The sequence below is a fragment of the Trichocoleus sp. AS-A1 genome (genome assembly GCF_039962015.1).
GTDB lineage: Bacteria > Cyanobacteriota > Cyanobacteriia > Cyanobacteriales > FACHB-T130 > FACHB-T130.
The window spans coordinates 140,435-164,080 of sequence record NZ_JAMPKG010000004.1 but is presented as its reverse complement, the minus strand read 5'-3'; the positions used below and the strand labels follow the sequence as shown (position 1 = coordinate 164,080).

16 protein-coding genes are annotated in these 23,646 nt (G+C 48.4%); 11 read left to right on the top strand and 5 right to left on the bottom strand.

What is annotated here, in order from left to right; genetic code table 11:
• Positions 1 to 13: 13 nt before the first annotated feature.
• Positions 14 to 136, bottom strand: coding sequence for a hypothetical protein (locus NC994_RS05015; protein ID WP_277877569.1), 123 nt, complete (start codon positions 134 to 136; stop codon positions 14 to 16).
• A 220-nt stretch (positions 137 to 356) separates the two neighbouring features.
• On the opposite strand from NC994_RS05015, the gene NC994_RS05010 reads away from it, so the two are divergent.
• The 3 genes from NC994_RS05010 (at position 357) to NC994_RS05000 (ending at position 3,489) form a co-directional block, all read left to right on the top strand.
• A complete protein-coding gene (locus NC994_RS05010; RefSeq protein WP_190439834.1) occupies positions 357 to 1,766 on the top strand; it encodes a DICT sensory domain-containing protein in 1,410 nt (469 codons plus the stop codon).
• Entirely contained in the window at positions 1,702 to 2,331 is a 630-nt protein-coding gene (gene rnc / locus NC994_RS05005) for a ribonuclease III (RefSeq protein ID WP_190429694.1), read from the top strand. The genes NC994_RS05010 and rnc overlap by 65 nt, the downstream gene beginning before the upstream one ends.
• Positions 2,332 to 2,421: 90 nt before the next feature.
• Complete coding sequence (locus NC994_RS05000; RefSeq protein ID WP_190439831.1) at positions 2,422 to 3,489, top strand: Gfo/Idh/MocA family oxidoreductase; 1,068 nt, start codon at positions 2,422 to 2,424, stop codon at positions 3,487 to 3,489.
• A 193-nt stretch (positions 3,490 to 3,682) separates the two neighbouring features.
• On the opposite strand, the gene NC994_RS04995 is transcribed toward NC994_RS05000, so the two are convergent.
• A complete protein-coding gene (locus NC994_RS04995; protein ID WP_190439828.1) occupies positions 3,683 to 5,854 on the bottom strand; it encodes a sensor histidine kinase in 2,172 nt (723 codons plus the stop codon).
• 263 nt (positions 5,855 to 6,117) lie between these two features.
• Between NC994_RS04995 and NC994_RS04990 the strand changes: the two genes are divergently transcribed.
• The 3 genes from NC994_RS04990 (at position 6,118) to NC994_RS04980 (ending at position 12,427) form a co-directional block, all read left to right on the top strand.
• Positions 6,118 to 6,810, top strand: coding sequence for a RibD family protein (locus NC994_RS04990; protein WP_190439825.1), 693 nt, complete (start codon positions 6,118 to 6,120; stop codon positions 6,808 to 6,810).
• Positions 6,811 to 7,264: 454 nt separating this feature from the next.
• Positions 7,265 to 9,418 carry an iron uptake porin gene (locus NC994_RS04985; protein ID WP_347276558.1) on the top strand — a complete coding sequence of 718 codons (2,154 nt, stop codon included), beginning with the start codon at positions 7,265 to 7,267 and terminating at the stop codon, positions 9,416 to 9,418.
• Positions 9,419 to 9,886: 468 nt separating this feature from the next.
• Positions 9,887 to 12,427 carry a hypothetical protein gene (locus NC994_RS04980; protein WP_190439821.1) on the top strand — a complete coding sequence of 847 codons (2,541 nt, stop codon included), beginning with the start codon at positions 9,887 to 9,889 and terminating at the stop codon, positions 12,425 to 12,427.
• A 225-nt stretch (positions 12,428 to 12,652) separates the two neighbouring features.
• Here the strand turns inward: NC994_RS04980 and pgeF are convergent, their stop codons facing one another.
• Positions 12,653 to 13,444, bottom strand: coding sequence for a peptidoglycan editing factor PgeF (gene pgeF, locus NC994_RS04975; RefSeq protein WP_190439926.1), 792 nt, complete (start codon positions 13,442 to 13,444; stop codon positions 12,653 to 12,655).
• Positions 13,445 to 13,539: 95 nt separating this feature from the next.
• On the opposite strand from pgeF, the gene NC994_RS04970 reads away from it, so the two are divergent.
• Together NC994_RS04970 and NC994_RS04965 are read left to right on the top strand one after the other, a co-directional pair.
• Positions 13,540 to 14,367: a biotin--[acetyl-CoA-carboxylase] ligase gene (locus NC994_RS04970; protein WP_190439819.1), complete on the top strand. Its 828-nt coding sequence runs from the start codon at positions 13,540 to 13,542 to the stop codon at positions 14,365 to 14,367.
• Positions 14,368 to 14,485: 118 nt separating this feature from the next.
• Positions 14,486 to 16,153, top strand: coding sequence for a M23 family metallopeptidase (locus NC994_RS04965; RefSeq protein WP_190439816.1), 1,668 nt, complete (start codon positions 14,486 to 14,488; stop codon positions 16,151 to 16,153).
• Positions 16,154 to 16,186: 33 nt separating this feature from the next.
• On the opposite strand, the gene NC994_RS04960 is transcribed toward NC994_RS04965, so the two are convergent.
• Together NC994_RS04960 and NC994_RS04955 are read right to left on the bottom strand one after the other, a co-directional pair.
• On the bottom strand, positions 16,187 to 16,894 hold the full coding sequence (locus NC994_RS04960) for a riboflavin synthase (protein ID WP_190429674.1): 708 nt from the start codon (positions 16,892 to 16,894) through the stop codon (positions 16,187 to 16,189).
• Between the two features lie 88 nt (positions 16,895 to 16,982).
• On the bottom strand, positions 16,983 to 17,153 hold the full coding sequence (locus tag NC994_RS04955) for a hypothetical protein (protein ID WP_190439813.1): 171 nt from the start codon (positions 17,151 to 17,153) through the stop codon (positions 16,983 to 16,985).
• Positions 17,154 to 17,285: 132 nt separating this feature from the next.
• Here NC994_RS04955 and NC994_RS04950 point away from each other — a divergent pair, with 132 nt between their 5' ends.
• The 3 genes from NC994_RS04950 to NC994_RS04940 all read left to right on the top strand — a co-directional run bounded on the left by NC994_RS04950 (position 17,286) and on the right by NC994_RS04940 (position 23,564).
• On the top strand, positions 17,286 to 17,786 hold the full coding sequence (locus tag NC994_RS04950; RefSeq protein WP_190412793.1) for a bifunctional nuclease family protein: 501 nt from the start codon (positions 17,286 to 17,288) through the stop codon (positions 17,784 to 17,786).
• 100 nt (positions 17,787 to 17,886) lie between these two features.
• A complete protein-coding gene (locus NC994_RS04945) occupies positions 17,887 to 19,014 on the top strand; it encodes an aldo/keto reductase (RefSeq protein ID WP_190439811.1) in 1,128 nt (375 codons plus the stop codon).
• A 317-nt stretch (positions 19,015 to 19,331) separates the two neighbouring features.
• The gene (locus NC994_RS04940; RefSeq protein WP_242030428.1) at positions 19,332 to 23,564 is read left to right on the top strand and encodes a PAS domain S-box protein; all 4,233 of its coding nucleotides are present in this window, start codon (positions 19,332 to 19,334) and stop codon (positions 23,562 to 23,564) included.
• Positions 23,565 to 23,646: the final 82 nt, after the last annotated feature.

The following is a 23,646-nucleotide window of genomic DNA, read 5'->3' as shown; positions in this document are numbered from 1 at the left end:
GAAACTCTCCGGCTCAACAGGCATTTGAAAAATTGGGTAAATTGAGCGATCGCCTATCGAGTCTTCCCGGAAAAACAGGACGAGCAAAGCCCAGTGTTAGTTGGCGATCGCGATCGCGCTTGTAGAGGCTGTACAAACGAGCGGTCGGAAAAGTAATCCTTTTCTAAGGCTAAATCAATTTAATTAATGAATTCAGTGAAGCTTCATGTAAAAATGAGCTTGTTTTTCTCTTGATGCAGTCACAAAAGTCAAGACTTCAAGAAATTTTGCATAGCCACCCGTAGCATTTAGCGGTAATCTGTCTGCCAGAAGCGATATTTACACGATTTTGAACTCTTGTTAATCAGGGTGGCTTAGTGGACATATCATTGTTCCGCTCGATTGCGAACCAATACCAAGAATTGCGCGGTATTCACACGATCGCAACGATGAACGTTATCGGCGATCTGCTCGAAGATCAGTTGCTCAACCACAAACTTCCGGTTGATTTGTTTGCTGGCTTCCAGCGTTTCTCTCACTTCCTCGAACATCTCCGTCGATATAGTTACTTAGGCGAGGTATGTCGGCGGGTCTTTATATTTGGTGTTCCCGACGTTCATCCCCCCGAAATTCCGGGAATCGAATTTATTGGGCTTGAGCCTAACTCAGCCTTGTCCAGGGAGCGGTTTTGGCTGGTTGATACCCCCGATTTCTGGACGGCGGTATTGACTCAAGCTGTGGAAGGGCCAGAGCGCAACAGCAGTAGTCAAAGCTTTGATGGGCTGTGGTCTTACGATGAAGAAGTAGTGGCGCGGGTTTCGTTGCTGATGTCCCAAGTCATGGGGACGTTTTACCAGCCGATCCGAACGCGAAACTACGTTCAGCAAAGTGCCCACATTGCCGAAATTAATGGACGGTTGCTGGGACGGCTTAAAGAAGCCGAACTCACGAGTCACCGCCGTTGGGTGCAGCTTTCTACCTTGCATAAATTTTCCACGGCTCTATCGCAGTATCAACCTTTGCCCTGTATATTGCGAGATGCGGTGCAGATATTATTTACCAATTTTGGTGCCGCCGATGCCGTCATCGCCCTCAACTTAAACAATGACAATTTTATGGTGGTTTCCGCAGCAGGCAACATCAGCACCAACAAACCAATTGTCGGAATTAGCGATGGAGCTAGCGGTAAAGCAATTGGTGAGGGTAGATTGATTTATGTTGAAGATGTGCGCCAGAATGGTTTGATGGAACCCCTGATGCCCACGGCTCAAACGCTAATGGCAGCGCCGCTGCAAGGTCGTCGTCGCGTTTACGGTGTGGTGACGGTTGGTGGTAGAGAACCAAAGCAATGGAATGAGGAAGACGGTCAGACTGTGATGGCGCTCGCTAAAATGCTGGCGGTACTCATCGAACAGAAGACCCAGCTCAGCGGGGATGTCGTGTTACAACTCAGACGTGCCAAACACTTAGAGCAGACAATCTCCAAGTTGCGTCAACCCATCGCCCGCCTGCGCGATTTGCAGCAAAAACTCCGGGAAGAAGTCCACCTCTTACCAATTCAACGAGAACTGATGGCTCAGGTTGAGGCGCTGTTCAGTGATGTTGCAAAAATGATTGGGGTTCCCCTAAGTCCAACGCATTCCCATGAATCTCAGCTATCCTCCTCGTCAAAAGCAGCTGCAAAGTCTGATCCAAAAGTTAGGGCTTCCACCGCAGGTACCAGTGCAGTGGTCGCTCCTCAACTTAGCGCTCACCCACCCCACAATTTCGACAACGGCGAACTATGAGCAATTGGAGTTCCTGGGGGATGCGGTAGTGCGGATGGCAGCGTCTGAATTTTTATGGGAAGTTTATCCTGATTGTTCTGTGGGTGAATTTTCGGCAATTCGGAAGGTACTGGTGAGCGATCGCACCTTAGCCGGGATTGCAGATAGTTACGGACTAGATCGCTACCTGTTAATTTCTGAAAGTGCCGCAGGTGACAAAGCTGGTCTTACCTCGCGGTTGGCAGACGCCTTTGAAGCGGTGTTGGGTGCCCTGTACCTGAGTACGCATACCTTAGAACTAGTGCGTCCGTGGCTAGATTCTCATTTTAAACAACTGGCATCCGAAATTCGGACAGACCCAGCCTACCAAAACTACAAGGACGCCCTCCAGGAATGGACGCAAGGTCATTACCAAATACTGCCAGAATATCGAGTCGAGGAAACCAGACGAATTCACGGCGATCCAGAACGTTTTACCGCCGAGGTTTGGCTGCAAGGGCGTCGATTGGGTCAAGGCAAGGGACATTCTAAAAAAGCTGCCGAACAAGCTGCGGCGAGGGAAGCTTTTTTAGCCATTAGCAATTAGCCTAGTTCATGGCTAATTTGAAGACTGGTTAATGGGGAATGACAAAGAACAATTAGCCAGTCTTTAATGAACAACGAACAATAAACAACGATGAAAACTGGAATTGCTGTGTTGGGGGCTGGACGCTGGGGTGTACATCTCGTGCGGAATTTCCTAGAGCATCCTCAATCCCGCTTGGTCGCGGTATTAGACCCGAAGCAGGAGCGCCTGGAAGCACTTCGAGAGCGGTTTAAGTTAGATGACAGCGTGCGGCTAACAACCGAATGGTCCCAGGTGCAGCAGATGCCGGAAGTCGAGGCAGTTGCGATCGCAACCCCAGCCACGACACACTACACCTTGATCGCCGACGCTCTCCGGCAAGGCTATCACGTCTTATCAGAAAAACCACTCACCCTCGATCCGTCTGAATCCTTGGAACTGTGCCGATTAGCAGAACAACAGCACCGGCAACTCTTCGTAGACCACACCTATTTGTTTCACCCAGCGGTTGAACGCGGTAAAACCGCTGTCCAATCTGGAATTCTCGGAGATTTGCGCTATGGCTACGCCACCCGTACCCATCTAGGCCCTGTGCGCCAGGATGTTGACGCACTCTGGGACTTAGCCATCCACGATATTAATATTTTCAACAATTGGCTTCAGGCAACGCCAACTCAGGTGCAAGCCAGCGGCACCGTTTTTTTGCACCAAGAAGCCGGAATGAAAGATGGAGTCAATTTTGACACTCCTCCCTCACCCCAGATTCTTCATCCTTTAAGAGACCTTGTTTGGGCGACACTCACCTACCCTAGCGGCTTTCAAGCCTTCATTCATCTGTGCTGGCTGAATCCTGATAAACAGCGTCGCCTGTGTGTGGTGGGGAGTGAGGGAACTTTGATTTTTGATGAGTTACAAGCAGAATCACCGCTAACCATTCAGCATGGACGCTTTGAAAACACCAGTGCTGGCCCTTATACTCCCGTCAATCAAAGCCGGGAAGTATTGAGCATAGAACCGGGCGAACCTTTAGGGCGAGTTTGCGATCGCTTTTTGAGCTGTATCCACCAGAACCAATCTTCAGAGATTTCTTCGGGATGGGTGGGTGCCCAGCTGGTGCAGATTCTTCGATGTCTGAGCGAATCTTTACAACAGGGAGGACTTACGGTTACAGTTCCCTAGTCCGTGAAAAATTAAAGCTTCTTCAATTTTTCCTCTTTCAAGGCGATCGCGAAATCTTACGTTTCCCTGTATGTAAACAGAGAGATTGAGAAAGAGTCTGAGGTAAATTTTCACCATTGAGATGCCTTCTATACACCCCTCCTCGTTAACGAGGAGTGGGTTTCATTCCGCAGTCAAACAGATAGCTGAATTCTTAATTTTTTGCCGCATTCGTAGACTCAAGAGTTGGCAACACTGAAGTATCAATCATGGGCACGGCAATCTCCACAGTTGTGCCCAGACCAGCTCCTGCACTTGATAGCGTAATGCTACCTCCCATCAGTTCCATTAAGTTCCGAGAAATTGCGAGTCCCAGACCTGTGCCGCCAAATTTCCGAGTCGTCGTGCCATCAATCATGACAAAGGGGCGAAAGAGCTTATGCTGTTGATTCGGATCAATACCAATCCCTGTATCGTGAACTGTTACAACAACACGCGCAGAAGGGACGAGACGCTCTTTGAGAGAGTTCGTAGTTCCTGTTAAAAGGCTTCGAGAAATGTTAGAAGCTCCATTCGAGATGCTAGAGGCATCTTCTCCTCTAACTTCTTGCCCATTGCCCACAGATGCCGCCGCCTGGATTTTTGTTTGTTCTTCATGACTCACTGTCGCGGCTTGAGCGACCCCATTCGATAAATGAGAGCTAGGAGGGACAGAATTCCCCACTGCCTGTTCTTTGCCATAACTAGTCTCTATCCGGGTGGTAATCGTAACGCTGCCTTTTTCAGTAAATTTAGTCGCATTGCCAACCACATTTAGCAGCACCTGCTTGAGTTTTGCGGGGTCAGTACGAACAGGAATCGATTCTGGCAAATCTGGCGTATTAAAGTGCAAACCTTTTTGCTGAATCGGAACAGCCTGTAAATCAATCACTTCCTTAAGCAACTTTCGCAGATCGACTGCCTCCATGACGACGGAAAGCTTACCCGCTTCAATTTTGGCAATATCCAGAACGTCATTGATGATTCCCAGGAGGTGAATCGCTGCATCATCCGCTCGCTGTAAGAAATCCATCTCTTCTTCGCGGTCATCGCAGCAGTCATCGCGTACCAGGCGAATGCAACCAATGATCGCATTCAAGGGAGTTCTTAGTTCGTGAGAAGTATTCGCTAGAAACTCATTTTTCAGCTGATTCGCTGCTTGTGCTTCTTTCCAGGCTGTTTCGATTTCTTCTGCCCATGCTTTCAGTCGCTCCACCATATTATCGAGGGCTTCCGATAATTGATTGAATTCCCGGATTTTGAAGTTTTGAGGAACTCGATCTGTAGAGTGAAAGTGCCCTTTCGACCCAGCGTAGTCTCTCAATTGCTCCAATGGCAGCGCCAGTTCGCGAGAGATATACAGCGTTGCCAGCAGGCTAGCGGCGATTAAGCCAAATGTCAGAATCACCAGCACCTGTTGAATTTCTTTTAGACCCGATAAGGCACTATCTAAGCGAGTGACGGCTAAGATAACCCACTGGCGATCCGGCTGGTTGCTAATCGGACTGGGAATCGGGGTATACCCTGCGAGTAATTCCACACCGTTTTTCTCGAAAGAAAACAAGTGCAGAAAATCATTTCTACCCGCGATCGCGTTTTTCATGACCGTTTCGAGCCTTTCCCCATCTGCCTCCTGCTTAATATTTCTTCCAACTCGCTGGGTAATCGGATGCGCCAAAATGGTTCCATCCTGGTCAATCACCACTGGATAGCCACTCAGAGACCCTGGTTTGGCACGCTCTTGTTTCAGTAGAGCTGATTGGACACTCAGGGCATAACGCAGAGAACCTGTGCTGTCATAAACAGGCGCACTGAAAATCAATCTTAGTTGGCTTTTTGGGCTAGGTTGATTCTCTTTAACAGTTGAATTCAGGCGGGAGCTTCCTGGAAGCAGCGATTTCACCTGCACCTTGGAAGTATCTAACAGTAATTCCTGTTGCTGCTGGGGCCAGTGACTTGCATCTAGCGTACTAATGGGTTTCTCCCCACAAGTGCTGGCAGCAATGTTTCCGGTCTCGACGTTGATGAGTTGAATGCACTGGACTTGCGTTGGCAATTGTTGGGCGAGTTGGTTTAAAAATTTTTGATGCGCTTCGGGCGATCGCGATTGCAGTACGACTGCTTCACTTGCAGTCACTAAGTTGGCAGAGAGCGCTTTAATTGACTCGCTCATGCTCTCTCCTTTTCTCACTGCACTTTCGGTAAGATTTTGGCGAGCGGTTTCCAGTATGCTAGATCGTGCTTTTCTGTAGGTTACATACACCCCCATCAGCAGTACCGGGACGCTCAAAAGCAAAATGCGTGACAGCAGGATGCGACGGAAGGAGGATTGACCCGGCTTAGCCATAGGACTTCTCTAATTTGAGGTGTAAAACCCAATAGCAAGAATTCTCAAAAATCACCCCATCAGAGTGGGGGTATTGATTAGCCTACTTTTTTCTGGGTTAATCGTGTTGGTAGAGCGATACTGTTTGACAGATCCATTCCATCCTAGAACGGTTCCAGATCCTCGTATACTCTGGAAAGGTTGACTTTGTGGAATCTCTACACTAATTCCCGTAATATAAGCAATTCTTAAACTTTAATTAAATATTTGAGCGACCAGCAGCGATGACGGGATTTGTCTGGAAACGCCCTTCTACGACAGTTGTTTTGGCAATGAGTGCCGATGGCAAGATTGCGGATATTCGTCGCGATCGCGCCCGATTTTCGTCTCCAGCGGATCTGGCGCACCTGGAAAAACAGATTGCCCAAGCGGATGGGGTTTTATTTGGCGCGGGTACTCTCCGCGCCTACGGTACGACGCTGAGCGTGAGGAATCCCGATTTGCTGGACTGGCGACAACAGAGAGGGCGATCGCTCCAACCAGTCCAAATTGTTTGCTCTCAATCAGCCAATCTAGATCCGCAATGGCGCTTTTTTCGTCAACCCATACCTCGGTGGTTACTTACAGGAGAGGCAGGTGCCAAGCGCTGGCAAGGATGCTCAGAATTTGAGCGGGTTCTAGAAGTGGAGGCAACGACCGATGGAATTAGCTGGATTGCTGCTTTTCAACAGCTCTGGGAGCTAGGCTTGGAACATCTCGCTGTCCTAGGAGGTGGGGAACTCGTAGGTGCTTTAGTGGCGGCTGATTTAATCGATGAATTCTGGTTCACGGTTTGTCCGTTAATTTTAGGAGGAGCGACAGCACCGACGCCAGTAGAAGGTTCTGGATTTTTGGCAGATTTTGCACCTAGGCTGGAACTCTTGTCAGTCGAGTCGATTGAGCAAGAAGTTTTTCTACACTACCGGCGGCAGCGTTAGTTGAATTTGGTAATTTGTAGATAAAACTTGACAATTATTTGCACAATCTCTATTGCACGAACGAAACAGAAATGATGTTGAAAATCGCTCGGACACTCATTGTTAGGATTTATAAACTAATTTGACCCAGAAGAAGCGATCGCGCCTGTTTCGGCTGTGTACATCCCAGACAAGTGCGCGATCGCACACTTGCCTCAGATGACCTTGAGTAATTAGGCGCAGAGTATCAAACCTCCGTGTATAAAAATTGCTTCTCCGTTAATCCCTAGGAGCAATTTTTTGTCAGCGATTATAAAAAAAAGAAACTCAGCCAGGAACTTTCCTTTTGGGTAAACGTCAACTGCCAACCTCAATCCCTAACGAATGAAAAGGAATCCAAAGCGTTAGTAGCGACTGACACAATATTGTTGTAAAATTTCAGCAAGTATGGTGTGTTTTGAGGAGTTTTAGACCCGTGAAATCCCAGTGGAGAATAGAGAAAACAGCATCCTCAGCGCTAGTGTTTACAGCCTTTGGCTTACTAGCAGTTAGCCTCTCCCCGGCGATTGCAGCCACCGATATCGACCCAACCACAGCTGCTGAGGCAGTCCAGTCTTCAACTCAGGGATTCTCGACATCTACAGATTTAGCGACAGGAACGGATGTAACCAAGGCAAAAACGACAGCAAATTCGCTGGCGGCAGCTGCATCCGAGGGAACACTCGCATCGGCGAATGTACTGCCAGAACTAAAAGCATCGCAGACGGAATCGGCAGCAAGTTCGCCTAGTTTAGCGGCAACTCAAGAATCTGCCACTGCGGTAAATTTAACCCCCCCAACTGAAACAAGCCAGTTGCAACCGGCAGCTAGTTTACCAAAATTTTCGACTACAAAGTCTCCTATTTTGTCTGCTAGCCGTCGCAGCTTGGATACATCTTTCACTGCATCTGCAACAACAAAAGAGGCTCGCACTCTTGTAGACGCAGCAACTGTTAGCAATCCCAACACCCTGCAAGCTCAAGCGCTGCCCTCTGAAGAGGCTAGCGAACAAGTGCTTCCAGCGGGCGATCCTTTGGAAATGGGAAACCCAGAGGACATGGAAGCCAACCCATTGGATCAAGTCACCAATGTGTCCCAGTTGAGCGATGTGGAACCAAGCGACTGGGCTTACGAAGCATTGCGAAGTCTTGTAGAGCGTTACGGCTGTATTGCAGGCTATCCTGATGGCACTTTTCGCGGCAACCGGGCACTCAGTCGCTATGAATTTGCCGCAGGGGTAAATGCCTGTCTTCAGCAAATTGAGAAATTAATTGCCGCTAGTTCGGCTGATGCAGCTACCGAAGCGGATTTAGAAACCCTGCGACGACTCGTTGATGAGTTTGGGCCGGAACTGGCGACCCTACGGACGCGGGTAGATAATCTGGAAGGTCGTACCGCTTTCTTGGAAAGCCATCAGTTCTCAACCACGACGAAGCTATTTGGACAGGCAGTCGTCGGCGTTCAGGGACGCAATGAGAATGAATTTGAGTTGTTCCTGAACCGAAAATCAACTGGGAACCGATTAGAAGACCAGAATACAAATCCCAACGTCATTAGCAACGTCCAGTTGAGTTTGTTCACCCAGTTCAGTCCTCGCAGCCTGCTGCTGACTGGATTGCAAGCGGGTTCTGGAAATTCGGGACCTCGTTTGCTCAACAACGATATGGTCTTCTTGGGATATGAAGGAGACACCGGGAACGACATTGTACTGAGCGACCTCACTTATCGTCAGTTAATCGGTAATAATTTTGCCTTCATCATCGGTCCGGAAGGGGTCAACCCAGTGAACGTTTTCCGGGGAGCAAACCGCGTAGAAAGTGCCGGTCAAGGGCCACTTTCCCGCTTTGCTCAACGCAACCCAATTATTAATACCGGGGGACGTGGAGGCTTAGGCTTTGACTGGCAAGTCAATCCACGGATCAGTTTACAAGGCGTCTACTCTGCCAGCAGACCCGCAGATGCTTTTCGTGGGGGTATCGGCGGTGGACAAGATGGAGAAACCGCAGCTGGCTTGCAGTTAGTCGTATCGCCCCTAGATACGCTTGATATTGGTCTGCAATACATCAACTCCTACTCTCCGTTTGGAAGATTGGGGACTGGCGTTGGCGACGATTTGGTTCTCCTCCCGACTCCGGCAGGCAGAGGGCCAATTAATACGAATGCTTTTGGTGCCAGTTTAGAATTCCGAGCAACGCCCAACATTACAATTGGCGGTTGGGGCGGCTACACGACTTCTGACGCGCAAGGAATATCCGGAAATGTAGAAACATTCAACTGGATGGCTTACCTGAATTTCCCCGATCTGCTTGGTGAAGGCAACCTCGGCGGTATTTATGTCGGTCAGCCGCCTAAAATTACCAGTAGTGACCTGCCAATTGGAAGAAACTACCCTGATTTTATTAGTGAGGGTGGCTTTGGGGATGAAGGCGGTCAGCCAGGAAGTACAACTCACGTAGAAGCTTTCTACCGCTTCCGGGTTTCTGAGAATATTACAGTCACTCCAGGGGTGATCGTATTATTTAATCCGCTTCACAACCAGGACAACGACACAATCACAATCGGTGCCATCCGAACCACTTTTACCTTCTAAAAGTGGGCTGAAAAGTAGCGATCGCTTTGTCAGGGAGATTCATTCAAGGATCTCCCTGATAATTTTATAAAAACATTACAAATAACTTCGTAAGTAATTTCAACGCAAACCTCGCAACAGCCGAAAATAGAACAATTTTTTAAGTGTATTTACGTATATAAAACGGGTAAATAACTTTACAAAAACTTTGCAAAAAACTGGGAACTCGTTGAGAAACCAAACAGTCATTTATCCAAACACGGGCACAAGCAAAGCCAAGCAAGTATGACCTAGTTCTACTTAATGCTAGTCACACTTGCCCTAATGCTTATTCAATCAGGATGCTGTTATTACTCTCTTCTAATACTTGTAGTTCTGAGCTTGCTCAGGATGAATGCTGAAGAAACTTATGATCCCCTGTTGACTATCGAATTGAGCTAGATTCTGCTATTCACCCTGTCCTCTTATACTCACTGATGGAGTCCTAACATGATTGCGAAATCAACTAAGTATGCTGTTTGTTTCGGTATCGCTGGAGGCTTGGCGATCGCTCTGGCTCCCACAGCTCACGCTCAGACGACTACGACTGCTGCTCCTACTACGACTTCTACTTCCGCTACAAGCACTCAATCTCAGTCGATTTCAATCACAGGCGGTCTGTTAGGAGGGCAAGCTGCCTTCTTTTCGCCTTTACAGTCACAGACTACTACTGGGACTACTGGTGGTACAAGTAGCCCGGTTTTGTTTGACGCTGCCGTCACCACGCTGCAACTGCAAACAACTTCCGGTAACACCAGCTCTGCTCGCTTCGTACCCCAGGCAGCAGACTTCAAAGACGTCGGTGCTGGCAACGTTGGTCGTCCTGGAAAAGATGACAAAGGTAGCTTAGTGGGTACCCTATCCGGTCTAGCCTTCACTTCTGGTGGCGCAGCTGTTCCCTTCTCGAACATCCCCACGAAACTAGACTTTACTCTGAATTCTTTTGCCAGCAGCGCCTTTTTGGGCGGTTCGCTGATTGCTCCTAAGGAGACAGGTTCGGCTCCGCTGGTTTTCCTGCCCGTTACAAACGTCAAACTATCTACTCAGTCTCAGGCTAACTACACTGCCAAATCTGGGGTTTTAGAAGTTGGTAATTTTGAGGGCAAACTCACTGCGGGCAATATTGGTTTGCCGACATCCCTGAAGTTCAATGGCGGCAGCTCTGTTCCTCTTCCTCCATCTACTAGCTTGGGGCAAAAGACAAAATTTGAGCTAGAAGGTCAAGGATTCGGCACCTTAAGCAGCACTTTTTCCGATCAACCTAGTACAACAGGCGGCACCACAACAGGCGGCACCACAACAGGTGGCACCACAACAGGCGGCACCACAACAGGTGGCACCACAACCGCAACCGGCACCGGCACAACCAGCGGAACTACGACCGCAACCGGCACGCAATCTGGTACTCAAACTCCCTGCGGTTGCGATACTGACACCGCAACTACAACCGATAGCGACGACTCACAAACAAGTAGTCAAATTACAACCGCTAGTGGCACCGGCACTGCCGACGCACAAACCTTTAGCAGCACTAACAAGGTAGCCTTCAGCAGCAATAATGCTCAAACCAAATTCAAAGTTGAAGGCGAAAAATTCAAGATTGAGGGCACCGGAGTTGGCACAGATATTAAACTCGGTGGTACTACTAAGCTTGAGCTGACAAATCCCAGCAGTTTTAGTAATTCTGCAATCAAGTTCAAAGTTACAGGCGAAGGGAATGGCATCACCACAATTAATGGCAACAGCACGGTTGGCTATCTAAGCGATAACAGCAAAACACAGTTTGAATTTGGGCAAGAAGGAGGGAGTGCCTTCAAACTCAAAGGTGAAAGTCAAGGCCGTACCCAGTTCACTGTTGGTGCAGTTGCCAGCCAATTGGGTGGAACGAGTGGATATGATGTTTCTACGAACAATAGCTCTTACCAGAGCAGCAGCAGCTCCTACTCGACAGGTGCAGGTGCAGCTACAGGCCAAAACACAGGCTTTGGTTCTAAAACAAGCTTGAGCTACAACCTCATCTTCCAAAATGATGGTAACTTTAACACCGTCATCAACAACTCTAGCGGCAGCTTCGGTGGTGGCAGCACAGGCACAGGTAGCAGCGGCGGCACCAGCGGCGGTGGTAGCTTCGGCGGCAGCACAGGCGGCAGCACAGGCGGCAGCACAGGTGGTAGCACAGGCGGCGGCACCAGCACTGGTAGTACAGGTGGTAGCGGCGGCGGCAGCGGTACCAGCACTAGCGCCGAGGGGAACGGCGGATCGCTTATCACCATTTACAACAGCACAACCTTCAATCTGATTTCTCTGTCTAATTCCTTCGTCCAAAGTTCTAATAAGGTCTACAACGTTGCTTCCACGTCTAGTGGCCCTGTTGGAGTCTTTGTGGAGAAAGGTCGTGGCAAGCAAAGATTGCTGGTGGTGCGCCAAAATAGCCGAGGTCTGGCTCTCGGTACCTACAAACAGAAGAAAGGTCGGGCAGTCGCAGCCTATCAGTCAGTGGGACCAGAAAGCCGTCTAGGTTTTGGGTTGGTCGGTCTGCGTCAGGTTTCAACCGAGCAGGTTACTAACGTGGAAGGTGACGCTGGCGCTGAAACCAACGACAACACCAACACCAACACCAACACCAACACTAACGACAACACCAACACCAACACCAACACCAACACCAACACTAACGACAATACCAACACCAACACCAACACTAACGACAACACCAACACTAACGACAACACCAACACTAACGACAACACCAACACCAACACCAATGACAATGGTGATGACGATGGCGATGATGATGGTGATGACGATGGTGATGACGATGATGCGAACACATCGACTCCTGAAGCCGATGACGAGGGCGATGATGATGGCGATGATGATGGCGATGACGATGACGCCAGCACCTCGACTACTACTCCAACCACAGGTGGTGCAGAAGGCTTAAATACTGCCCCAGCCAGCGATACAACAGCCCCTGCTCCTCAACAATAGTCATAACTCAAACAGATGGCGATCGCTATCTGTTTGAAGACAAAGGTTTAGCTCATGCTCCTGAAAGCAGGAAAATAGACCAACAACAAGGTGTTCTAGTTTGAGTTAGACAAATCGTATATCGATCGCCTCCAAGTCATGACTTGGAGGCGATTTTTTTGTAGATGTCCATAAACAACAAAGGGGCGCACCTTGAAGTGCGCCCCTTCTAAGGGTTAAAGCAGCTTATCTACTCACAATCCCCGACCACTGGACTTTTTTGAGCTTGTCCCGCCGGTAAGAGAAGAAACGGTCTGGTTCCTGGTAGGTGCAGTGAGGCGCGATCGCGATCTGTTCGCTAGAAATTCCCAGTTGTTCTAGTTGCAGCTGATTGACTCGCCGCACATCCAGTCGCACCCGTCCTGGTTGCGAATCGTCTAATAACGGTGAATGTGGTAACTGTTGCAAGGCATCAAGAATGGATTCTGTATCTTGCTGCGGATCTTTATCTGGTAAGATGCTGGCTCCTACTTCAGATGCCACATTCACAGACACCTGATAGACATCACCTGCGATCGCGGGACCCATCGCAATCAGCAGATTTTGGAGTTGACTGCCGGAAGCTAGGAAACGGGCGATCGCTTGGGGGACAATTCTAGTAGCAGTCCCGCGCCAACCCGCATGAATCGCTGCCACCTGTCCCGTCTGGGGGTCGGCGATTAAAACCGGCGTGCAATCGGCACTGCACACCCATGCTGCCTGCTGAACCTGCTCGCTGACAATCCCATCAGCGGGGGGTAGGGAGTCCCCCTCTTGACCCTCACGGGTTGCCGCTTCTATTTCGGAGGGCGTCATCACCCTATTGCCATGCACCTGTTTCACCCGATACACCTTAGCATCCGGCTGTAAAACGCTGACTAATTCTGCCGGAGAACGGGGCAAAAATTGTTGAGTAAAAAATCCGTGAGACCAGCGTTCTAGCAAGCTACAAGTTAGATAGGGCAATCCTTCCCAAGTCCGCCAGTGCCAGGTATTTATAGAAGTTTGTGATTCTCCTGCGCCCAGGTTCAAATTGGTGCGGGAAAGCATCGCCATTCGGAACTCCTGAAATATCGGTGACATTATGCTAACTTATGCTACGAATCAATTTGTTAGCAACCGTGGCATTCGATCGGCATTGTCTGGAAGCCTTTTTAGGGGATGTTTCTCTACCGCTTTCTTTCCATATCTTTGAGACTTTACCTTCCACAAATCAAACCCTTTGGGAACTGCTCGATCGAGGAGCAACACCGGGAACCGTTGTCATTGCCCTTCAGCAAACCGCTGGGCGGGGTCAGTGGGGACGCCAGTGGCAATCCAGTACAGGCGGACTTTACCTATCTATCGCGCTAGCTCCCGATTTAGTTGCAACCAATAGCGCTCATTTGACCCTATGCAGCGCTTGGGGAATTGCTACCACATTGCGGAGTTACGGCATCCCAGCGTTGATTAAATGGCCAAATGACCTAATCTTGTGCAAACGCAAATTAGGAGGCATTCTCACCGAAACTAGAGTGCAACAAGGACGGATTACCAAAGCCGTTGTGGGTGTGGGAATTAACTGGGCGAATCCAGTCCCGGAAACTGGCATCAATCTGGAATCGTTTTTGGAGCAGCAGCCAATCGAAGCGAATGCCTTACACGCACGGTTCGCTAACGCCTTGGAAAGATTAGCGGCAATAACTTTGCAGGGTATTTTATCCGGATATCGACACGTTTCCCTAGAAGGAATAGACGCCCTACTTCCCGCTTACGTAGAGCTTCTCAGTTGCAGGGGGCGTTCTGTCATCGTAGACGGACGCTCTGGAGTCATTGTGGGTGTCGCATCCACCGGCGAACTTCAAGTCCGCTTGAACTCTTTAGCAGATGCCGAGGAAATCTGCCTCAAGCCCGGTACAATCAGTCTTGGCTACGATCAGTAATTTTACACAAGCTCTGGAAGTGAAAATGGATGGGGTAGAGACGATAGCCATGTCTTTATACCAAAAACACTAACCAGTATGACCCTATAGAGTGAGTGAGATGAGGAGTGATTCGGAAATGAGCCAGCGAAACCACCCTAGTTGTACTCCGTTTGGTCTGTTTTGCCGCCGTCCCCTGGTGCAGGGACTCAGTTGGATTGGAGGTATCGGTGTCCTCAGCAGCGGCTTAGTTTGGGCACAAAGCGATCCAAGCATAGATACAATAGGCACGCCTACTACTCAAGAGGCACCGCCTACTGTAAAAATGGAGACGAACTCCCCGCGACGAACTGAGCCGACGGTTGTTCGTCGCCGTGCAGTTTCAGCACCAGAACCAGAGTCAAATGTTGTACGCCGTCGCTCGGCTCCAGCAGCAGAGAACGCTTCATCGGGTGTCCGTCGTCGCCAATTGGCTCGTCAGCGTGCGTTAGAGACAACATCTGTCCGTCGCCGTCGCCGTTCTGCGCCAGAAACCGCAGTTGTCCGTCGTCGCTCGCTTCCAGTATCAGCACCAGAGACTTCGGTCGCTGTTCCAAGAAAAGCAAAGCTTTCTCCTCCCAGGTTGGTGGAGCCAAACACGATTTCTTATGTAAAGCCTCCCAAGCTTAGACCGAGCAAAGCTGAAAAGAGCGGGATAAGTTCCAGCGATTACAACAATAGTTATATCGATCCGACTGACTATAGTCTTGGTGCAACGAGTCGAGGCAAGGAGCCGATTCGTTCTTACGATGAACCACCTGCCGTTGTGCTGTCGGAACGGTCAACAGGATGTCAAAGAGTCTTGCAGAGCGGGCAAGGTTTATCTGGTGGAAGCTGTGGTGTTGCACGGATCCCTTCTAGGAACACCAACCGTCTAAGGGAAACTGCTAGATTAACCTACCCGACCAGAAGCCGTAGGGAGTACGCAAGTGACACAGACGTACCGGAAGCATTACGGACCTCTGGGTTGGCGAATCGTAGAGTCAGCCGCGCCCGTTTGGCGGTAAACCAGCCAGAACGGGAGATCCGTCAGCAAATCTTGGTTGCCTCTGCAAGTCCTGTCGCAATTGGCCCAAGAAGCGATCGCCCTCAAGGCATTCGCTCAATTAACCGTCGTCGCTCCAGGTCTTTGGGTTCCTCTGCCGTTACTCGAGCGACGGCGATCGCTGCTAATAACGTTGGCAGCAGCCAAAGCTCTATTCCATTCAATGTGCCCGAATACAAAGCCCCGATTCCGACCATTTTCCGGGGCTTGGCTAACGGCAATACCAGCTTAATATTCCCACTGGCGATTCCTGCGCCAATTACCTCGCTTTTCGGGTGGCGGACGCATCCGATTTCCGGCACTCGCCGGTTCCATGCAGGTACTGACTTAGGGGCACCTCTGGGTACACCCGTTCTGGCAGCTTTTGCGGGGAAGGTTGCGATCGCTGACTGGATGGGCGGCTATGGTCAAGCTGTTGTCCTCAAACACAACGAAACCCAAGAAACTCTCTATGCTCACCTGTCGGAAATTTTGGTTCAACCCGGTCAACAGATCGAACAAGGAACCGTGATTGGGCGGGTTGGTAGTACCGGCAATTCTACAGGTCCCCACCTTCACTTTGAAATCCGCCAGCTAACGCAAGAAGGCTGGATGGCGGTGGACTCAGATGCCTACTTGGAATATGGTCTGGCGCAAATGATCAAAGCTTTGCAAACCGCCCATTCCGCTCCTTCCGCTCCATCAGCGTCATCAGCTGCGTTAACCCCGCAACCAGGTAGCTAAGAATTAAAAATTCATCTTTTTGAATTTTGATTTCTAAGAATACCCGTGTTCTACCAAGAAAGCGGGTGTAATTCCATCCATCCCGATCGTAGCGGGTGCATTCTGCTCAGATGTTCGTGCTGGATAACGCAGAAATTTTTCCACGTACTTGCCCAGAATATCTCCTTCCAAATTCACCAAACTGCCAGTCTGTAAATAAGGTAGGTTTGTCTCGGCATAAGTATGAGGAATCACCGCTACCGTAAACCAACTTCCATCAGGGTCGCAATCTGCCACCGTCAGACTCACCCCATTAACGGCAATACTGCCTTTGGGGATAATGTACCGAGCAATCTGGCGCTGCTCCCCATCCTCTGCTGCCGGTATCTCAAAGCGCATTTCCCAGGAAGTAGCAGTTTGTACCGACTCTTGCAGACAGCCTATTCCGTCTATGTGCCCTGTCACAAAATGTCCTCCTAGCTTGCTGCCAACCCGGAGAGAGGTTTCTAAATTCACGTAGGCGGCGGCTTGTTCTCGCTGTCCTAAGGTGGTGCGACTAAGAGTTTCCGGAGAAGCGGTTGCCACAAAGCCTTGAGGCGAAATTTCCTCTACCGTCAGACAAACGCCATCCACCGCCACACTATCGCCAATCGCTAAATCTGACAGTATCAGCTGACAAGTATCTCCCACGCAGGAAAGCCCAAAACGGTCTTCTCCCAGAGAATTAATAGTTCCTAGAGCTTGAATTAATCCGGTAAACACTGTTTTTAAGTGAAATTAGGTAAATAACGGTCATTGGCAAACGGTCGTCGCTCATGATTCAGTGAAAAAACCGAAAAACAACTTGCTATTAGATGTAATTAATCGGATTTCGACCTACTGATAACTGATAGCGAACAACCAGCGAAGGGATGAAGGCAATCGGTCTATATTTTTTAGTAAAATCTCCAGCGAATCGTTCTAAGACTGAGGCATACTGGGAGATACAGCTTTGTTGATCCCAACTTAACCAAGTCTTCATAGCTGGTTGAACCTTCGCTTGGTAAGGTGATTAGAACCGCAAGCGTGTTTGTTAAACCCCACTACCTCCAGTACCAGTTTATAGCTTTGCTTTATCCCCCCCGACGCCTACCGTGTTCTAGAGGCCAAGCTGATGATTGAAATGAAAGTCGCTGGAATTGCATTAGATGCCGTGACGCGCAGCCCGATTGTGTTGCTCAAAGATGCCTCGGAGCGACGAGCCTTGCCAATTTATATTGGACAAGATCAGGCAAAGGCAATTATCAGCGCTTTGGAAAAACAAACCCCTCCCCGTCCCCTGACTCATGACCTCCTGGTGAATATCCTGGACGTTTGGAATATGACCTTAGAGCGGATCATCATTCACTCCCTTCAGGACAATACCTTTTATGCGATCTTGAGTGTCCGCCAGGGTGAGGTAAAAAAGGAGATTGATGCTCGGCCTAGTGATGCGATCGCGATCGCCATCCGCACTGGCAGTCCGATTTGGGTGATGGAAGAAGTCATTGCTGATGCTTCTATCCCTGTCGATCGCGATGCCGATGAGGCAGAACGCCGAGCCTTCCGTGATTTTGTATCGAAGCTTCGACCGGAAGATTTGATCCAGCGAGGAGGCTCCAGCACGGAATCATAGCACACCAAAGATAAAAGTAAAAAGGCAAAAGCCAAAAGCCAGAAAATGAACTTTTTACTTAGCGATCGCGGCTTTCTCTTGCTCTTTCTTTTTACTTTTTATGCGTTATCGGCGGTTTGGAAAAACAAATTTACCGCTTTCAGTGTTTTCTTGCGGGACGATGCGCTGTCTGGCTTCCTTTGAAGATGCCTACCAGACGGTGCATCAAGCCGTTGCTTGTGGAATTAATCACTTAGAAACCGCGAGGGGTTACGGCAAAAGCGAAGAATATCTCGGTGCCGCTTTAGCTGCGGGATTGCCCCAGTCGCGAGAACAGCTTTACATCACTACCAAACTTCCCCCAAGTAATGACGCCGATACAATGCGTCGGTGGATTGATGAGTCGCTATTGAACCTCCAGACTGATTTCGTAGATTGTCTGGCGATTCATGGCCTTAACACCTGGGAACATTTAAACTGGGTGCAAGCGGATGGAGGTTGTATGCAGGCGGTGCAGGAAGCCGTGGCAGATGGCAGAGTTCGACACGTTGGCTTCTCTACCCACGGGCCGCTGGATGTGATTCTGGCGGCGATTAACACTAATTTATTTGAATTCATCAACCTGCATTATTATTACTTTTTCCAGCGCCATGCCCCGGCGGTTGAGTTAGCCAACCAAAAGGATATGGGCATTTTTATTATTTCGCCTGCGGATAAGGGGGGACTACTCTACACGCCACCGGAAACGCTTCAACATCTGTGCTATCCATTTTCACCCCTAGAACTAAATTATCGGTTTCTGTTGAGCGATCGCCGCATTACCACGCTCAGTGTTGGCCCAGCGAACCCCAGCGAATTGACGGAATGTTTGGCGGTTGCTGAGCGCGATGAACCGCTAAAACCGGAGGAAATTGAAGTTTTCGACCGCTTACAAGCTCATTTAGGAGTAATTTCTCCAGATTTATGTAGTCAATGCTACGCTTGTTTGCCCTGCCCAGAAAACATCAATATTCCAGAAATATTGCGCCTGCGTAATTTAGCGGTTGCTTATGACATGACAGCGTATGGTCAATACCGCTACCGAATGTTTGAAAATGCCGGTCACTGGTTTCCGGGGATGAAAGGCGATCGCTGCACTGACTGTGGTGACTGTCTGCCCCGATGCCCTCAACATTTAGACATTCCAGCCCTTTTGCGAGATTCTCACCAGCGTCTGAATGGACAACCTAGGCGTCGGCTTTGGGAATAATCGTAACGGTAGTTGCGTAAAGTATAGTTGCGTGAACAGATTTTAAGGCAACCAGGATGTATGGACAGGGTATTTGTGCCCTTGCCTGATGCTGTTATCACTCCGACGATGAACAGTATCTTTAGCTTATTGGTTTAAGTTTTACACCTATCTAAAGATATATTCTTGTTAAGATGTTTAGTGATCTGGATTACCGACACATTGATTTATGTAAAATAGCTTAAAAAAGAATTTTGCTAATCCATTGGTTAAGGTTGGTTTAAAGTTTGACTTTGAGAAGGTGGGCTTTGAATATTCCATAACTATATTTGGTAGTCATGAAAAATCAGCTTACCTCTACAGAAAATCTAGTTCGCAGAATTGTATCTATTTATATATTAATTAGCATTATTTATATTGTTTCTGGGAATGAAATACTTAATTTACTGAGCAAGAATTTAGCGTTTTTAATCCAGTTAGAGATGCTGAAAGAGTGGGGATCTATTCTATCTATTAGCGGGTTGTTGTATGTTCTAATTCGCGCTGGCTTACAATTGCAACAATCCGAGCATAATTATCGCCGTATCTTTGAGAACACCGTTGAGGGAATTTATCAAGTTACGGATGATGGACGCTATATGAATGCAAATCCAGCACTAGCACGCATTTATGGCTACAACTCACCAAATGAACTTATTGGCAATCTTCATTGGCACGCAAGCAATTTGGAGTTGTACCAATTACTCCAAAAAACTGATGCCGTAACGGGATTTGAATCTCAGGTTAATCGCCCCGACGGCAGTTGCCTTTGGATTTCTTCTAATGCCCGTGCTGTGCGCGATCGCAGTGGCAAGCTACTTTACTACGAAGGCACCGTTGAAGACATTACCAGCCGTAGGCAAACAGAGCAAGCACTGTTCGACAGTAAGGAACAATATCGCGTTATCTCAGAACTGACCTCTGATACCTATTGCGTAACAGTTGCCCCTGACGGTCAAATGACAACCGAATGGGTGTCAGAGACCTTTTTGCGAGTGAGCGGTTACACGTTCGCGGAAATTATCACTCTTGATGGCTGGCGGCGGCTTATTCATCCCGACGACTGGTTAAAAGTTCAGCAAAATTTTCTCAACTTGGTTTCTGGTTCCTCTGAGATTAGCGAACACCGGATCGTGACCCGTAGCGGTGAAGTTCGATGGTTACGAAATTATGCGCGATCGCAATGGGATGAGCAAAAACAAAGAGTTATTCGGATTTTGGGGGAATTGCAAGATATCACAGACTGCAAAGCCGCTGAAGCGTTACTTCAGCGAAGTGCTGGCGAGATTAATCAAATTTTTAATATGCTGCCCAGTTTTGTCTGGAAGTTCTGCCCTGCAACCACCCAGTTTATCCATGCCAGCGAGATCCTAACCGAACTCAGCGGCATTTCTACACAGGCATTTTTTGAGAATTATCAAGTTTGGGACGATCGAGTCGATTTAGGGCATGAATCCCAAGAAGCAATTCGGATAGCTTGGGAAGCAATTACCAAAGGGGAACCCTATCAGGTTGTTTATCTTTTTCACACTCTTCATAGAGGCGATCGCTGGTTTGAAATTACAGCCAGACCTGCCATAGAGGATGGCGTTCTCTATTACTACGGTAGTACCGCAGACATCAGCGAAAGGCAACGGCAGACGATGTTATGCAAGCAGGCAGAAACAGCCTTACGGCAAGCAAATGAAGCGTTAGAAATCCGAGTCCAAGAGCGTACCGTTGAGCTAGAAGATGTTGTCCAGGCACTCCAAGCAGAGATTGCCGAACGCAAGCTCGCTCAAGAAACCTTAAAGCATTATCAATTGCTATCGGAACATGCCCGTGACATTGTTTTGTTTATTGGGAATCAAGGGCAAATTATCGAAGCGAATCAGGCGGCAATTCAGGCATACGGTTACGAACGCGAAGAGATTGTTGCCTTAAACATTCAGGACTTGCGAGATCCTCCAACTCATACAGCGATCGCTCAACAACTGGAGCAAGCAGAACAGCGAGGCATCTTATTTACTACCACTCACCGCCGCAAAGATGGCAGCACTTTTCCAGTGGAAGTCAGTTCCCAAAGCTGGGTAATTGACAATCAAAGAGTTTTATTAAGTATTATTCGGGATATCAGCGAAAGCCTCCGGCACGTCAGGCTACGCAAACTGGCAGAGGAGGCATTGCAAAAAAGCGAGGAACGGTTCCGCAATTTGCTGGAAACTACCAGCGATTGGGTATGGGAGGTAGATGAGAATGCTGTTTATATTTACACAAGTCCCAAAGTGCGCGACATCTTAGGTTACGAACCTGAAGAAGTTTTGGGAAAAACGCCCTTTGACTTAATGCCGCCGGAAGAAGCCTTCCGGATTGCGAACACTTTTGGGCCAATTGCTGCCCAAGCAATACCATTCTCTTGCCTAGAAAATATCAACATCCACAAAAACGGTCATCGAGTTGTTCTAGAAACCAGTGGCGTCCCAGTTTTTGATAGCTCTGGGAAATTTTGTGGCTATCGCGGTATAGATCGGGACATTACCGAACGCAAACAATCTGAAGAAGCTCTGAGGGAAAGTGAAGAGCGATTCCGAACAATTTTTGAAAGAGAAGCGATGGGTGTCGTCCTGACCACTTTAGAGGGGCGGCTTTTGGCAAGTAATCCCAAGTTTCGGGAAATTTTAGGTTATAGCGAACAAGAACTACAAGGGATGCTTTTCACTGAGTTGGCGCATCCAGATGACGCCATGCAAGACCGGGAACTTTACCAAGAGTTAATGGCTGGAAAGCAGGATTCTTACCATTTGGAAAAGCGCTATATCTGCAAGGATGGTCATGTGGCTTGGGGCTACTTGACCGTTTCTTTGATTCGCAGTCCCAGCGGTGCCCCTCAATTTAGCACTGCCACCATTCAAGACATTACCGAACGCAAGCAGATAGAAGCAGCGCTGCGGGAATCGGAAGAGCGTTTCCGCCAATTAGCGAAAAATATTCCGCAAGTTTTCTGGATGACGACTCCCGATGAGAAACAAATGCTCTATATCAGTCCCCCTTATGAGCAGGTATGGGGGCAAACTTGCGAAAGCCTTTATCAGCAGCCTGAATCTTGGCTGGATTCTATTTATCCAGAAGATCGGCAGTCGGTGATAGATGGGCTTGAAAAACGCCAGCAAGAAGTGGACGACTACGAATATCGGATTATCCGCCCGGATGGGACGATTCGCTGGATACGCGATCGCTCCTTTCCAGTTCGGGACGAGACAGGGCAAGTCTATCGAATTGCCGGAATTGCAGAGGATATTAGCGATCGCAAGCGAACGGAGGAGGAGGTTTATTTTCTGCAAACCATGACCCAAGCTATTTTTGAGTCTCCAGACTTTCACTCAGCGCTATTCGTAGCACTCCAAAAAGTGTGTGAAGCCACTGGCTGGGATTTTGGGGAAGCCTGGATTCCACAATCCGACAACAGCGTTCTCGAATGCAGTCGAGGTTGGTATAGCCGTGCCACTTGTCTAGAGGAATTCCGGCAAGGAGGCGAGAACTTGACCTTTGCACCAGGGATTGGGTTACCCGGTCGTGTCTGGGTCTCAAAACAACCAGAGTGGCAACGAGATGTTTCCGGTGAGTCGCATCAAGTTTATTTCAGGGTAAATTTGGCAATGAACATTGGATTAAAAGCCGCTTTAGGAATTCCAATTATTGCTGATGATACTGTTTTGGCTGTCCTTGTGTTTTATATGTTTGAATCTTGCGAACAAGACGAACGACTCATCGAACTGATTTCCGCTTCAACTGAATTGGGATTATTCATGCAGCGCAAGCGAGCAGAAGAAGAAATTCGCAATGCTTTGGAAAAAGAAAAGGAACTGCACGAACTAAAATCCCGTTTTGTTTCTATGACTTCTCACGAATTTCGTACCCCGTTATCGACTATTTTGTTTTCGGCTGGATTGCTTGAAAATTACGGCTTTAAATGGACAGAAGAGAAGAAAAGGATTCATCTGCATCGAATTAAAACTGCTGTTCAACGGATGGACGGGATGTTAGATGAAGTGTTGCTTATTGGCAAAAATGAAGCTGGCAAGACAGAGTTTAACCCTGCCGCGATAGAGCTAGAAACATTCTGCCAAGACCTTGTAGCAGAAATGCAACTAACAGCAGGCGATCGCCATTCCCTAATTTTCTCAAGTCAGGGAGAATGTCTCGCAGCTTGCATTGATGAAAAACTGCTGCGCCACATCCTCAGCAATTTACTCTCAAATGCTATCAAATATACCCCAGGGGGGGGTATTATAAAATGCGAACTTAGCTGCCACAATGGGGAAGCCATCTTCCAAATTAAAGATCGAGGAATTGGCATTCCTCCACAAGATCGGCAACGATTGTTTGAAACCTTCCATAGAGCTTCTAATGTTGGCAATATTCCTGGAACTGGCTTAGGATTAGCGATTATTAAAAACTTTGTAGACTTACACAAAGGCAAAATCACCGTAGAAAGTGAAGTCGGAGTGGGTACAACCTTTACGATTAAGTTACCGTTGAGCGGGGATTGTTAAGCTTCAGGGGCTAGTTTTAACCCGTTATAGCAAGGATTTTAATAACGGTATCTTTATATACTAAACTTAGAAAAAATCTTCC